Source organism: Vibrio sp. St2 (genome assembly GCF_947311885.1).
GTDB lineage: Bacteria > Pseudomonadota > Gammaproteobacteria > Enterobacterales > Vibrionaceae > Vibrio > Vibrio coralliilyticus.
The window spans coordinates 415,390-429,175 of sequence record NZ_CAMZNA010000001.1 but is presented as its reverse complement, the minus strand read 5'-3'; the positions used below and the strand labels follow the sequence as shown (position 1 = coordinate 429,175).

At 44.6% G+C, this 13,786-nt stretch carries 13 protein-coding genes; 12 read left to right on the top strand and 1 reads right to left on the bottom strand.

All coding sequences use genetic code 11. The features are described 5' to 3' along the window. Positions 1–178 precede the first annotated feature (178 nt). Positions 179–3,004, top strand: a complete 2,826-nt coding sequence (locus tag QMA41_RS01905; RefSeq protein ID WP_281628701.1) for a hypothetical protein — start codon at positions 179–181, stop codon at positions 3,002–3,004. Positions 3,005–3,137: 133 nt separating this feature from the next. Here the strand turns inward: QMA41_RS01905 and QMA41_RS01900 are convergent, their stop codons facing one another. After that, a complete protein-coding gene (locus QMA41_RS01900) occupies positions 3,138–3,500 on the bottom strand; it encodes a hypothetical protein (protein ID WP_019275491.1) in 363 nt (120 codons plus the stop codon). 258 nt (positions 3,501–3,758) lie between these two features. On the opposite strand from QMA41_RS01900, the gene ccoN reads away from it, so the two are divergent. The 11 genes from ccoN to ttcA all read left to right on the top strand — a co-directional run bounded on the left by ccoN (position 3,759) and on the right by ttcA (position 13,762). Next, the gene (ccoN, locus tag QMA41_RS01895; protein WP_006962258.1) at positions 3,759–5,186 is read left to right on the top strand and encodes a cytochrome-c oxidase, cbb3-type subunit I; all 1,428 of its coding nucleotides are present in this window, start codon (positions 3,759–3,761) and stop codon (positions 5,184–5,186) included. A gap of 13 nt (positions 5,187–5,199) precedes the next feature. After that, positions 5,200–5,820 carry a cytochrome-c oxidase, cbb3-type subunit II gene (gene ccoO, locus QMA41_RS01890; RefSeq protein WP_281628700.1) on the top strand — a complete coding sequence of 207 codons (621 nt, stop codon included), beginning with the start codon at positions 5,200–5,202 and terminating at the stop codon, positions 5,818–5,820. Positions 5,821–5,835: 15 nt separating this feature from the next. Next, positions 5,836–6,012, top strand: coding sequence for a CcoQ/FixQ family Cbb3-type cytochrome c oxidase assembly chaperone (locus QMA41_RS01885; protein ID WP_006962260.1), 177 nt, complete (start codon positions 5,836–5,838; stop codon positions 6,010–6,012). Then, positions 6,009–6,989, top strand: a complete 981-nt coding sequence (ccoP, locus tag QMA41_RS01880; protein WP_006962261.1) for a cytochrome-c oxidase, cbb3-type subunit III — start codon at positions 6,009–6,011, stop codon at positions 6,987–6,989. Before QMA41_RS01885 ends, ccoP begins: the two co-directional genes overlap by 4 nt. An 89-nt stretch (positions 6,990–7,078) precedes the next feature. Then, positions 7,079–7,558 carry a FixH family protein gene (locus tag QMA41_RS01875; RefSeq protein WP_006962262.1) on the top strand — a complete coding sequence of 160 codons (480 nt, stop codon included), beginning with the start codon at positions 7,079–7,081 and terminating at the stop codon, positions 7,556–7,558. A 9-nt stretch (positions 7,559–7,567) separates the two neighbouring features. Then, positions 7,568–9,940 carry a heavy metal translocating P-type ATPase gene (locus QMA41_RS01870; protein ID WP_281628699.1) on the top strand — a complete coding sequence of 791 codons (2,373 nt, stop codon included), beginning with the start codon at positions 7,568–7,570 and terminating at the stop codon, positions 9,938–9,940. A 1-nt stretch (position 9,941) separates the two neighbouring features. After that, on the top strand, positions 9,942–10,106 hold the full coding sequence (gene ccoS, locus QMA41_RS01865) for a cbb3-type cytochrome oxidase assembly protein CcoS (RefSeq protein WP_006962265.1): 165 nt from the start codon (positions 9,942–9,944) through the stop codon (positions 10,104–10,106). Continuing rightward, positions 10,103–10,774 carry a sulfite exporter TauE/SafE family protein gene (locus QMA41_RS01860; protein WP_281628698.1) on the top strand — a complete coding sequence of 224 codons (672 nt, stop codon included), beginning with the start codon at positions 10,103–10,105 and terminating at the stop codon, positions 10,772–10,774. The genes ccoS and QMA41_RS01860 overlap by 4 nt, the downstream gene beginning before the upstream one ends. A 91-nt stretch (positions 10,775–10,865) precedes the next feature. Beyond that, on the top strand, positions 10,866–11,615 hold the full coding sequence (locus QMA41_RS01855; protein WP_006962268.1) for an FNR family transcription factor: 750 nt from the start codon (positions 10,866–10,868) through the stop codon (positions 11,613–11,615). A gap of 129 nt (positions 11,616–11,744) precedes the next feature. Next, positions 11,745–12,692, top strand: a complete 948-nt coding sequence (gene uspE, locus QMA41_RS01850; RefSeq protein ID WP_006962270.1) for a universal stress protein UspE — start codon at positions 11,745–11,747, stop codon at positions 12,690–12,692. A 137-nt stretch (positions 12,693–12,829) separates the two neighbouring features. Next, positions 12,830–13,762 (top strand): tRNA 2-thiocytidine(32) synthetase TtcA, encoded by a 933-nt coding sequence (gene ttcA, locus QMA41_RS01845; protein ID WP_006962272.1) that lies wholly within the window; start codon positions 12,830–12,832, stop codon positions 13,760–13,762. The last annotated feature ends 24 nt before the right edge of the window (positions 13,763–13,786 follow it).

Genomic DNA, 13,786 nt, shown 5'->3' with positions numbered 1-13,786 from the left:
CAACGATGGTTACATGGTGAGTTTGAACTAGATAGCCATTGCTTAGTATCAGGTCAGGACCTGAGATATAAGTGACATGGAATTGAATAAAAATGGAGATATAACTTTTTATAATCAATCACTTCTGAATCTTCGACATATCCTTTAAAGCTAAGTAAACCTTAGAGGACATATGAAGATGAATATACGTACGCTTAGTCTAGGGCTAGTCGCAACCACCATGGCGTGGTTGACCAATGCAAGCCCTTCTTATCAGGATACTGACACGCACTACCTCGCGTTCGAAGCGGAGGACTACCACAACATTATTCGGCACAACGGAGACAATGACGGTTTCAACGTTGTCTCAATCGACGAATTCACCTCCGAATTTGGCACTTCAGTCTTACCCGCAAATTCAGCCTATCCCGCTTCAGAAAACCGCGCTTTGCTAGCTGATTTTCGCTACGAGTATGACATGAACCAATCAACCGTTGAGTACCAAGTCGTTTTTCAAACACCTGGAACTTATCGCCTTTATTACCGACGCTCTATGTTTGAAAAAGACAATGGGTCTTCCTACGGCGGAGAAGATTCATTTTTCTACGCGAACGAATTTGATGGACGAGATTTTGTTCAACATGGCAGCCGTCAATCTCAGGATAGTGATGGTGAATCCAATCCACAGAGCAACCCTTCTGAGGGAAAATTCTTTTGGTATCGAGTCAACAATGATTTCACCGTCACTCAGCAAGACGTAGGAAAGATTCTGACGTTTTCAATCCGAGACCGGGAAAAAGGTTTCGCACTTGATCGCTTTATCTTCAGCCTCGACCACGATTTAGATATGGAAGAAACGCCAAAAGATAGTGATGGAAATCAACTTGATGAGTTAGTAAATTCGCCAAGGCAGAAACCAGAATCTGTCCCCCACCTATTTCCAATGGATTATGTACCTCATTTCGAAAGCGATGAAGAGATCCATACACGTGAAGTAAAGCTCAAGAATATTCGTAATCAATATATTGCTTACTTATTTGAGCAAGACAGGCTTGGTCATAGCCAACAACTGATCGATGCGCTGATCGCCAAGAATAACGAACAGGATGATTCAAAATCTGCGCTTCGAACTCTAATCATGTTGATAACTGATGAATCTTTTTTCCCCCATTGGAGAGGTGACACAGTTAGTCGATTCTATGCAGAGGGGGAACTTGCGCGCGTCGAAGCTGAGCGAGTCATTGTTGAGAGTGATGGCAAGGTCAACGACCTTAAGCAAGTCACTCCCATTCGTCGTTACATGGACTACGCTTGGGGACTCTATATGCTTGGAGCATTTCACGATAATACCGAAGAATCAATACGCTTCCGTACCCAATTCGAGGGCTTCGTTACTCGCTACCTCGAAGGGCTCGATCCCTACTATAAGGGGGCGTATTACACCACAGGTTACAATAAAGAAGTGTTTGCCATGGACGTAGCATCAACCGTAGCTTTGCTCTACAAAAGCACGAGCAAGTTTCCAAATATGAAAGAAGCTTTTCATTCCTTCTGGCACAACGTCACCCAAATGTCATACGACGGTGACAACTCACCACACTACGACAACAGCACCGGCTTCCAAATCATTTTGAATATGGCGTTAAGGCATGGCCTTGAAAAGGATGTAATTCAGTCTGAGCATCTGCTAAGAGTCATGGATCGTATTTCGAGAACAGTGATGCCGAGTGGTCAATCTGCGAAATGGGGAAAATCGATGGAGAGTATTTCTTCCGGTCAGATAAGAATATCTGCTGGGGCTAACCTCCCATGGGTTTTAAAAATGGGCTACCGCTTGTGGCATCATCCTCATTACCTTTACATGGCGCGCAAATACCAGGCTTTTCTTTATCAAGACCATGGTCCATTTTCAGGCGGTGACTATTCACCAGATCTTTGGCCTGCGGGCATTGATGCTTTCAATATCGAGTTAGCTAAACCAAACATTGGCGACGTACCGTCTCGTACTACTCCTCGCATAACCTCTTGTTGTGAATATGACGGACTATTACTTGGCCGCGGTGATACCAACTATGTGGATGTACAGGATAAGCTGATACTTTCAACTGGGCATCACCCAAGAGCACCTTATATGTTGATGGATTTGAGCTATACCCAACATAAAGCCGCACATGACCATCGTTCTGGTATCGATAATCACAACTTTAATGGTGCTCATACTGTCACTAGAATGAAACGGTGGGCTGAAGCCAATAAAACCAATGGGATATACATTAACCCAGCTCGATATGAGTACCCCTCAGCACCTTATCCTTCAAAAGAAGTATCAGCGCCCGGTGATAATGAACGATTTAAGCAAGTCATGAACTATGAACCTTCATCTGGCTATGAGATTGAAGAATATAGTGCACAACAACTCTCTGATGACGCAGCCTATGGCGTAGTTAAATATCGCCGCTACCAATACGAAGATGTGGTTGCTAAGCGTGAAACCGTGTTACTCCACAATGGCGTTTTAGTGGTATTAGACACGCTATCTACTACACCAACCTACTCAGGAGATCATATCGGCGGCGCCCTTTATCAGGTATTACCACAACTAAAATCGTCACAAGGTAACAACTGGGTTCTTCTTAAAGGGCAACAAAAAATGTTACCAACAGACTTACCCTCAGGAGAGCTACAGCAACTCGATACCTTATTGGTGTTTGAAGCTTCCGATGAAGACGTTGAGGTGAAACTGACCAGAAACATTTGGGACAATGAAGAAAGGGAATGGTTTAGCGCTTCAAAGTCACTTGGCACAAGCGAGTCATTTAAAATTGTCTCTTTGATACTGCCATTAAGAAACAGTCACGCAATCCAGTCGTTCGTTAACGCTATAGACATAAAGTATGAGGCCGAATCAACACTGATCACTATTCCGTATAACTCAACACAGAACTTAAAGGTGGCTTTTCATTCCAATCAACCAGCTAACGTTAGCTACGATAATTTCAGTGAAAAAATCACACAAAGTGAATAATGATTTGCTGACTTAGAAATCCTCAAAAAAAAGGCCATTCGCTCTTATATATAGAGGGCGAATGGCCATAAATAGAAACAGTAAATATATCTAAACAAAAAGACAATCTAGGTATATTGGATTGATTTAAAATTTAAAGGCGGAACTTAACACCAATAATATTTGCTTCTTCGAGATCTTGAAGTGTTAGTTCAAAATCTTCTTTTGATGAGAGCTCAACCTCCCAACTTTTCTCTTTACTTTCGACTTTTAGCTGGGAATTTTCACTGGTTAACTGCCAATTTCCTGTCGGTTTTTCCACTACCAGTTTTGAGCCTTCCAAAACGGCATTGATAGAACTATTTTTAACATTAAAAGTACAACTTGGTTTCAACTCACATTCCACATTTCCTTGCTCTTTATATGCCATTGTTCGCCAAATAAACGCAGTAATTAAAAGGGTTAACATGATGATTATTTGAGCAAAACGACCACGTGTGAGTTTTTCGGCTGCCATTCGGTAGGGTTCTCCGTGTAACAAACTTCAAAGTTTTAAAATAAAAGGTCAAAACCTGACCGACTGTAAGGTTACTACCCTGTCATTGAATTGTTAAATGCAGTATAGTTGGCGGCTGAAAATGCCACTTTTTTATTAAAATCGGCAAGAAAGTTTAACCGACTGTTTCGGCGTCATTTTCTTTATGGTTTGGGTGGCATTACGACATGTGTCGTGTTGGAAGTAAAGTGTAGTTAATTAGAAATTGGAAGCATGCAAATGAGCCAAGAAAAGCAGCTTGAACAAAACTACAACTATACGGTCGTCCGTCAGTTCACCCTAGTAACCATTCTATGGGGTATTGTCGGTATGGGCGTTGGTGTTTTGATTGCCGCTCAATTAGTTTGGCCACAGCTAAACTTTGATACGCCGTGGTTGACGTACAGTCGTTTACGTCCTCTGCATACTAATGCGGTTATTTTTGCGTTTGGTACAAGTGCTCTGTTCGCAACGTCTTACTACGTTGTGCAGCGTACCTGTCAAACTCGTTTATTTGGTGGCCCTCTTGTTGCCTTCACCTTTTGGGGTTGGCAAGCAATCATCTTAGCAGCAGCTATCACTCTGCCTTTAGGTATGACCTCAGGCAAAGAGTACGCTGAACTGGAATGGCCGATCGACATCGCTATCGCAGTGGTCTGGGTCTCTTACGCTGTCGTGTTCTTCGGGACATTGATCAAGCGTAATACGTCTCACATCTACGTAGCGAACTGGTTCTTCGGAGCCTTCATCATCACAGTAGCGGTTCTTCATATCGTTAACAGCATGGCTATCCCTGTGTCTATGGGTAAATCGTACTCGATTTATTCAGGTGCGGTGGATGCAATGGTTCAATGGTGGTACGGACACAACGCGGTAGGTTTCCTACTCACTGCGGGTTTCCTAGGTATGATGTACTACTTTGTTCCTAAGCAAGCTGAACGTCCTGTTTATTCTTACCGTCTATCTATCGTTCACTTCTGGGCGCTTGTATCTCTATACATTTGGGCCGGCCCTCACCACCTACACTACACTGCTCTACCAGATTGGACGCAGTCAATTGGTATGGTGATGTCTTTGGTACTGTTCGCTCCTTCTTGGGGTGGTATGATCAACGGTATCATGACGCTATCTGGTGCTTGGCATAAGCTTCGTTATGACCCAATTCTTCGTTTCCTAATCGTATCTCTATCGTTCTACGGTATGTCTACGTTTGAAGGTCCAATGATGTCAATTAAGACAGTTAACGCACTGTCTCACTACACTGACTGGACTATCGGCCACGTACACTCTGGTGCACTTGGTTGGGTTGCAATGGTTTCTATCGGTTCTGTATACCACCTAGTTCCTCGCCTGTTTGGTCAAGAGCGTATGTACTCTGTGAGCATGATCAACGCGCACTTCTGGTTGGCAACAATCGGTACGGTTCTATACATCGTTGCAATGTGGATCTCTGGCGTAATGCAAGGTCTGATGTGGCGTGCAGTTAACTCTGACGGTACGTTGACTTACAGCTTCGTTGAATCTGTACAGGCTTCTTACCCGTTCTACTTCGTACGTTTCCTAGGTGGCTTTATCTTCCTAACAGGTATGTTCTTAATGGCATACAATACGTACAAGACTGTAACAGCGCCAAAAGATAGCTTAAAAGCTATCCCGCAGCCGGCATAAGGAGATTAAAAGAATGAGTTCTAATTCTAACAATCGCCACGAAATTGTTGAGCGCAATGTCGGTTTGCTAGCGATTCTTATTGTTTTTGCAATCAGCTTGGGTGCTCTTGTAGAGATCACCCCGCTTATTTTCCAAAAACAAACCACTGAGCCTGTTGACAATCTACGCCCATACACAGCTCTAGAGCTGGAAGGTCGTGATGTATACATCCGTGAAGGTTGTAACGTATGTCATAGCCAGATGATTCGTCCATTCCGTTCTGAAACTGAGCGTTACGGTCACTACTCTGTTGCTGGTGAAAGTGTTTGGGAACATCCATTCCTATGGGGTTCTAAGCGTACTGGTCCAGACCTAGCACGCGTTGGTGGTCGTTACTCTGATGAGTGGCACCGCGTTCACCTAATTGACCCGCGTGAGCTTGTTCCTGAGTCAAACATGCCTGGTTTCCCATGGCTGGCTAACAATGTTCTTGATGGTAAGAACACCGAGAAGAAGCTAACAATCTTCCGCGATCAGTTTGGCGTTCCATACACTGATGAGCAAATCGCAAACGCGTCTAAAGATGTAGAAGGTAAAACTGAGATGGATGCCATCATCGCTTACCTTCAGTCTCTTGGTCACGCAATGAAGTAATAAAGGGGTGAAATTATGGATATCGGTACTATTCATGGTATTTGGACCATAGTGCTTTTCGTGTGCTTTATAGGTGTAGTTTGGTGGGCCTACGGTAAAAACCGCAAAGCTCGCTTCGATGAAGCTGCGAACCTTGTTTTTGCCGATGAAGAGCAAGCACCCTCAAAAGAACAAGGAGTGACTAAGCAATGACTACATTTTGGAGTCTTTGGATAATCATCATCACAGTCGGTACACTGGTCGGCTGTGCTGCACTACTGTTTTGGTGCCTTAAAGATAAAATGGGCGTTGAAGAAGGTGCAGATATGGGTCACGAATACGATGGTATTCGTGAGCTAAACAACCCACTGCCAAAGTGGTGGACGTATCTGTTTGTAAGTACTTTCGTATTTGCAGCAGTTTACTTCACACTTTATCCAGGTATGGGTAGTTTCAAAGGCGTACTTGGCTGGCAGAGTTCTGACCAGTTGGTAACAACGCTTGAAGAATCAAAAGCATCTATCGCTAGAGCTCAAGAGAACAAAGAACTTGTGCAATACGCGAAAGAGCTAGACGATGCAGAAACATACTTCGGTGAAGCTTTCAAACGTCTAGCATATGTTGATGGTTCTTCTGAACTACGCCCTATTCCAGAAATTGCCGCTGATGAAGAAGCAGTAAAAGTAGGTCAACGCTTGTTCCTACAGAACTGTTCTCAGTGTCACGGCTCTGATGCTCGTGGTCAGAGAGGTTTCCCTAACCTGACTGATGACGCGTGGCTATACGGCGGTGAGCCTGAAGCAATCGTAACGACTGTAATGCAAGGTCGTATCGGTCAGATGCCAGCATGGAAAGACGCGCTAGGCGAACAAGGCGTTAAAGAAGTGGTTAGCTACACGCTAAGCCTTTCTGGACGTTCTGTTAACGCACGTGAAGCCGAAGCTGGTAAAGCTCGCTTCGTTGTGTGTGCTGCGTGTCACGGTACTGATGGTAAGGGTAACCCTGCTGTTGGTGCACCAGACCTGACCGATCAGGACTGGTTATTCGGCGGTTCACGCGCTGACGTAACTGAAACTGTAATGAATGGCCGTTCTGGTGTAATGCCAGCATGGAAGGACATTCTGGGCGAAGATAAAGTCCAACTTGTTTCAGCTTATGTCTGGAGCTTAAGCAACTCAGATAATAAGTAACATTTCAATAACGGCCCCTTTTGAAGGGGCCGTCTTTCCTTTACAGTTAAAGCCCTAATTTATTTAATTTTTTTATTGAGAACTTTTGTATGGAAAAGCCTTGGTATAAGCAGTTTTGGCCCTGGTTTATACTCTCCTTAACGGTCGGAGTGTCTATATTAACTTTGGTTCGAGTCGCAATACTTACCAACCACTCAATTCACTTAGTGACTGAGGATTATTACAAGAAAGGTAAAGGTATTAACGTCGACATCACTAGAGTCAAAGTCACTAAAGAGTTAGGCCTGGACGCTACGGTTCGCTCCGAAGGCGACACCGTGGTGATTCAGTTTGATAAAGGCCAGCTAAAGCATTACCCAGCAATTACCGCTATGTTTGCTCACCGAACTCTCCCTGACCATGATTTCACGAAGCTTGTTACATCAGACGCGAGTGGTCAGTACCGACTTAAGCTTGATAGTGAGCTTCAAGGTCCATGGTTTATTGAGCTAACCCCGCACGACGAGAAGTGGCTAATCCAAGGCCGTGTAGAGTTCCCAACATCGTCAGCAGTACAACTAACCAATTAAGAAGCGTCTATGTGCAAATCCTGTTATCACTGTGGTGAAGATGTACCAGCCAACACGGATTTCAAAGTCGAAATTTTGGGTGAAACACGAGATATGTGTTGCCCTGGCTGTGAAACGGTAGCTCAGACTATCGTCGATAGTGGATTGGTTTCCTACTACCAGTATCGAACAGCCCCTGCAGAAAAAGCCGATTTAGTGCCTGAGCAACTTCAGGCACTGATTCATTATGACAATGAAGAAGTTCAGTCTGAGTTTGTTAGAAACGCCGAAGACAAAGCCGAAGTGACCTTGTCACTAGAAGGCGTTTCTTGTGCCGCGTGTGCGTGGTTGATAGAGAAGCAAGTCTCAACTCGTACTGGCGTTCTCTCTATTCGAGTCAATACCACGACAAACCGTGCAATTCTGGCATGGGATAAAACCCAAACTAAACTCAGCGAACTGCTCTCTAGCATTCATCAGCTCGGTTACAAAGCTGCACCTTTTGAAGCAGACAAACAAGAAGCCGCTTATCATGAGTCCATGAAACAATATCTATATCGACTAGGTATTGCTGGCTTAGCAACAATGCAAGTAATGATGCTGGCTGTTGCACTATATCTTGAAGTATTTGGTGACTTGGAGCCTGAATTTAAAAGCTACTTTCGCTGGGTGAGTTTAATCTTCGCAACGCCGGTGATGCTATACTCTGCCCTTCCATTCTACCTCAATGCATGGCGTAGTATTCGTAGTCGAACGCTAGGCATGGATGTGCCTGTCTCATTGGCCATGATCTTCGCTTACTTTGCCAGTTTGGTAGCAACAGTCACCGAGCAAGGTGAAGTCTTCTTTGAATCCATCTCTATGTTTGCGTTCTTCCTCCTCGTAGGTCGCTTTCTTGAGATGCGAGCTCGACGCAAAGCTGCCGCAGCAAGCGGTAACTTGCTCAAGCTCATCCCCGCCATTGCGACTAAGTTAGATGGCGATCAGGTTCCTGTTAAAACGCTTAAACTCGGCGACCAAATTCGCGTTCTTCCGGGCGAGCATGTTCCTGCAGACGGGAAGATCATCAAAGGACGTGTCCATATTGATGAATCCATGTTAACTGGCGAGTCGGTGCCGGTGGTCAAGAATGTCGATGACTACGTATATGCTGGCACATTAAATGGCGAAGAGTCGTTCGAGCTAGAAGTAACTTCAACTAAAGCAGACTCGATGATTTCCAACATTGTCCGCTTACAAGACGAAGCTCAGTTGTCGAAGCCGAAAATCGCTCAAATTGCAGACGTTGTCGCCCGTTACTTTGTAGCGATTATTTTAGTAATTGCAGCAGGTACGTGGGTTTTCTGGCACCAGACTAAGCCGGATGACGCATTTTGGATCATGCTTTCAGTCTTAGTGGCCACCTGCCCTTGTGCGTTATCTCTAGCAACACCAACAGCGTTAACCTGCGCTACCTCTCGAATGGGTAACCTAGGCATTCTTCTGCGTAAAGGGCACGTATTCGAAACACTCTGTAAGATTAACCACCTTATCGTTGATAAGACTGGTACGCTGACTCATGGCGACATAGTGATCAGCGAAGTAAATACCTTCTCTGATACGTCAAAAGAAGAAGCCTTAGCGATTGCGGCCTCACTTGAATCCCACGCAAACCACCCAATCGCGAGAGCTTTTAAGTCATATCAAAGCTTGGAAGTTCAGGTAAATGATGTAGAAAACATTATTGGCTCTGGTATTCAAGGTACTTACCAAGGCCAAAACGTCAAGATCGGCAGTGCAAGCTTCATCTTGGGGGAGCAAGCAGAAGCGGAACCTAACTCCGTGTATCTGTCCTTAGATGGTCAACATGTCGCCACCTTCAACTACCAAGACCCAATTCGAGCAGAATCTAAGACATTCATCGAGCGCTTTAAGCAGGCGGGTATCAAAGTCACTTTGCTCACAGGGGATTCCCAATCAAACGCAGACGTAGTCGCCAAAGAGATCGGTATCGAGACAGTGGTTGCAGGCGCAAAACCTCAAGACAAACTTGAGTATCTGCAAAACGTCGATGACAGCGATGTGACCATGATGATTGGAGATGGAATCAACGATGCCCCTACCCTCGCGGGTGCCCATCTATCTGTCGCGATGGGCGGCGGTGCAGATGTTGCCAAAGCCTCTGCTGATATGGTCCTACTTGGCGATCAGTTGGACCGCATTCTTGAAGCTCGTAAGCTCGCTCTGCAAACACGTAAGATTATCCGCGAAAACCTCGCTTGGTCACTTGGCTACAACATTTTGATCTTGCCATTGGCCGTAGCAGGGTTTGTCGCTCCTTATTTTGCAGTTGTTGGTATGTCTGCAAGCTCAATTATTGTAGTATCTAACTCTCTACGCTTGCTCAAAGAACAAGGTAAATAAGATGGAAAGCCTTTATATTCTTATCCCAATTGCTATCGTTTTGGTTTGTGTTGCCATTGCAATCTTCCTCTGGGCGGTAAAAAGCGATCAGTTTGAGGATTTGGAGCGACAGGGTCACAATATTTTGTTCGACGAAGACGAGAAAAACGAGAGCAAGACCAAATGACGCCAGACTGGTTAGGTGCCTTGCTGATCGGTGTCATCGGTGCAGGACACTGCATGGGGATGTGTGGAGGCATTGCCTCCATGCTTACTATGGGGCAAGCCAATAGCTCGAAGCTAGTCCCTGTCTTCTACAACCTCGGTAGACTAATAAGCTATGCCATCATAGGTGCTATTGTTGGTGGCGCCATCTCTTCCATCGCTGAAGTCAGTACAATGAACAATGCGCTAACATGGCTAAGGTTAGGTGCCGCTGTGTTTATGGTTCTATTGGCTTTTTATATTGGTCGATGGTGGCAAGGGCTACTTTATGTTGAGAAGATAGGCCAGAAACTGTGGAAGTTCATCTCGCCAGCAGGTAAATCCTTACTGCCATTAAAATCCCCGCTCCATGCTCTTCCTTTTGGTTTTATCTGGGGTTGGTTACCATGTGGGTTAGTGTATTCCACATTAACTTGGTCTGCGGTATCGGGGAGCGCGTTAAATGGCGCTTTGATCATGTTAGCGTTTGGCGCTGGTACTCTACCTGCTATGCTGCTCATGGGCTTTGGCGCAACCTATTTACACAAGTTGCAACAATCGTCGATATTTCGTAACTTCGGGGCGTTATTGATCTTATCTTACGGGATCTACACGGCTTACGGTGCGGTAACTATATTATCACTAACATGATATACCCCTGTTTTTCTGAGGCTTTTTTAGCTACCCTTTAGTATTAATGAGTGCTAAAATATTGATGTATATCAAATCGTGAAAGGTTGTTATGATTTCTGAAAAGCCTGCAACAAAACGCATCCAATCCGGCGGATGTGCTATTCACTGTCAAGACTGTAGTATCAGCCAACTGTGTATTCCATTTACACTGAATGAGTCTGAACTTGACCAATTAGATCAGATTATTGAACGCAAAAAGCCAATCCAAAAAGGACAAGAGCTTTTTAAAGCGGGCGATGATCTTAAGTCTTTATACGCGATTCGTTCTGGCACAATCAAAAGCTACACCATCACAGAACAAGGTGACGAGCAAATTACAGCTTTCCACTTAGCTGGTGATTTGGTTGGTTTTGACGCCATTACTGGCGACCTGCATCCAAGTTTCGCGCAAGCACTTGAAACTTCGATGGTATGCGAAATTCCATACGAAATCTTAGATGACCTTTCAGGTAAAATGCCTAAACTTCGTCAGCAAATCATGCGTTTGATGAGTAACGAAATCAAAGGCGACCAAGAAATGATCCTGCTTCTATCTAAGAAGAATGCAGAAGAGCGCTTGGCGGCATTCCTATACAACCTGTCAACTCGATTCTCTCAACGCGGCTTCAGCCCTCGTGAGTTCCGTTTAACTATGACGCGTGGTGACATTGGTAACTACTTAGGTTTAACGGTTGAAACCATTTCTCGTTTGCTAGGTCGTTTCCAGAAATCAGAAATCCTCAGTGTTAAGGGCAAGTACATCACGATTCTTGATCACGATACCCTTATGGAACTGGCTGGCGTTTCGACAGAATCTTAATAACTTCAATGACGTAGCTCAAAACTGAGCTACGTCATACTTTTTTCACCTTCCTCACTGTTTTTCTAAAAATCTTCATCTAGCTAGGCTACATTAATCATATAACTCTCCCACTCCCAAGGAGTTACTATGAGTATCTATAACAAAATACTAGTTGTTGCTGACATTAATAAAGATGAACAACCCGCTTTAGCCCGTGCCATGCAGCTTGCTGCGAAAAGTCGTTCTCGTAGTCACGTGACTTTCTTCCTATCCATCTACGACTTTTCTTATGACATGACGTCAATGCTGTCTATCGATGAGCGTGACGCAATGCGCCGTGGTGTCATTGGCCAACGTGAGCAATGGATGCAAAACGTCGCTAAACCCTACATTAACGAAGACATTGATTTTGAAGTAAAAGTCGTGTGGCACAATCGCCCGTATGAAGCCATCGTCGCTGAGACATTCGCAGGTAGCCATGACATCGTGATTAAAGGCACGCGTAAGCACGATGTTCTAGAGTCAGTGATTTTCACGCCAACGGATTGGCACTTGCTACGTAAATGCCCTTGCCCGGTGTTATTGGTGAAAAATGCCGATTGGCCTGAAGATGCCAGCATTCTCGCCTCTGTTCATGTTGGCTCTGAAAATGACACCCACTTAGGCTTAAACGACAGTATGGTCGAACAACTCAAGAGCCTTACAGAACGCCTAGGCGCACAACCCTATCTGGTTAACGCCTACCCTGTGACTCCCGCTAACATTACAATCGAACTGCCTGAGTTCGATCCGACAACCTATAGCGATGCAGTACGCGGCCATCACCTAACCGCAATGAAAGCGCTGCGCCAAAAGCATGGTTACGACGAGCAACAAACCATTGTTGAGCAAGGCCTACCTGAAGACGTCATTCCTGAATCCGCTGAAAAGCTTAATGCAGCAATGGTTATCGTCGGAACAACAGGTCGCACAGGCTTATCTGCTGTGTTTATCGGTAATACCGCAGAACATGTCATTGATAAAATCAACTGTGACGTTCTGGCTCTGAAACCTAAAGGCTATATCAGCCCCTTAGACCCTAAAACAGCGGTATAACTTAGGACTTCGAATCCCCTCAAGGTAACTTGGGGGGATTTTTTATTGTCTTCTATTATTAGAACTGGCATCTGACTCATTTATCCGTATTATACGCACTTCATTTTGGTTTCATGATTGATTAAGACTGCAAGCGAATGACTGAGCAAACTCAAGAGCTAACAAAAGCTCAACAATACAACTTCAACAAGTTACAAAAGCGTATTCGTCGTAATACAGGCCAAGCGATTCAAGACTTCAACATGATAGAAGAAGGCGATCGCATCATGGTGTGTCTGTCTGGCGGTAAAGACAGCTTTACTATGCTTGATATTCTGATGAGTTTGCAAAAAAGCGCACCGATTAACTTCTCGCTAATTGCAGTTAATCTAGACCAAAAACAGCCGGGGTTTCCAGGCCATATTCTTCCTGAATACCTAGAATCTTTAGGTGTTGAATACAAAATTGTAGAGGAAGATACTTACTCGATTGTTCAGGACAAGATCCCTGAAGGTAAGACAACTTGTTCTCTATGTTCTCGCCTGCGTCGCGGCATTCTATACCGCACCGCGAATGAACTAGGTGCCACTAAGATTGCTCTAGGTCACCACCGTGACGATATTTTGGAAACACTGTTCTTGAACATGTTCCACGGCGGAAAGATGAAAGGCATGCCACCTAAACTGGTCTCTGATAACGGTGAACACGTCGTTATTCGTCCACTGGCCTACTGTCGTGAAAAAGACATCATTAAGTTCTCTGACATGCGTGGTTACCCTATCATTCCATGTAACCTTTGTGGTTCTCAGCCAAACTTGCAGCGTCAGAATATCAAACAAATGCTAAACGACTGGGATAAACGCTTCCCAGGCCGCATTGAAAGCATGTTCCGTGCAATGCAAAACGTTGTTCCAAGTCACTTAGCAGACCATGAGCTTTTCGATTTTAAATCGATCGACAAAGACTCTGGCGTTATTAACGGCGGCGATATCGGTTTCGACAAAGAAGAAATGCCAAAGCAGCCTATTGTTGATGAAGATATGGTTCAGGAATTTGATCCTAGCTTACAACTTGATGTCACCAACATCTAAACACATTTAGAATTAAAAAAGGGT

Bases quoted from the DNA above. Each gene is read 5' to 3' on its own strand.
- QMA41_RS01900 (WP_019275491.1), bottom strand. From the start codon at position 3,500: ATGGCAGCCGAAAAACTCACACGTGGTCGTTTTGCTCAAATAATCATC.
- ccoN (WP_006962258.1), top strand. From the start codon at position 3,759: ATGAGCCAAGAAAAGCAGCTTGAACAAAACTACAACTATACGGTCGTC.
- QMA41_RS01905 (WP_281628701.1), top strand. From the start codon at position 179: ATGAATATACGTACGCTTAGTCTAGGGCTAGTCGCAACCACCATGGCG.
- QMA41_RS01885 (WP_006962260.1), top strand. From the start codon at position 5,836: ATGGATATCGGTACTATTCATGGTATTTGGACCATAGTGCTTTTCGTG.
- QMA41_RS01875 (WP_006962262.1), top strand. From the start codon at position 7,079: ATGGAAAAGCCTTGGTATAAGCAGTTTTGGCCCTGGTTTATACTCTCC.
- QMA41_RS01860 (WP_281628698.1), top strand. From the start codon at position 10,103: ATGACGCCAGACTGGTTAGGTGCCTTGCTGATCGGTGTCATCGGTGCA.
- ttcA (WP_006962272.1), top strand. From the start codon at position 12,830: ATGACTGAGCAAACTCAAGAGCTAACAAAAGCTCAACAATACAACTTC.
- ccoP (WP_006962261.1), top strand. From the start codon at position 6,009: ATGACTACATTTTGGAGTCTTTGGATAATCATCATCACAGTCGGTACA.
- ccoO (WP_281628700.1), top strand. From the start codon at position 5,200: ATGAGTTCTAATTCTAACAATCGCCACGAAATTGTTGAGCGCAATGTC.
- uspE (WP_006962270.1), top strand. From the start codon at position 11,745: ATGAGTATCTATAACAAAATACTAGTTGTTGCTGACATTAATAAAGAT.
- QMA41_RS01870 (WP_281628699.1), top strand. From the start codon at position 7,568: ATGTGCAAATCCTGTTATCACTGTGGTGAAGATGTACCAGCCAACACG.
- QMA41_RS01855 (WP_006962268.1), top strand. From the start codon at position 10,866: ATGATTTCTGAAAAGCCTGCAACAAAACGCATCCAATCCGGCGGATGT.
- ccoS (WP_006962265.1), top strand. From the start codon at position 9,942: ATGGAAAGCCTTTATATTCTTATCCCAATTGCTATCGTTTTGGTTTGT.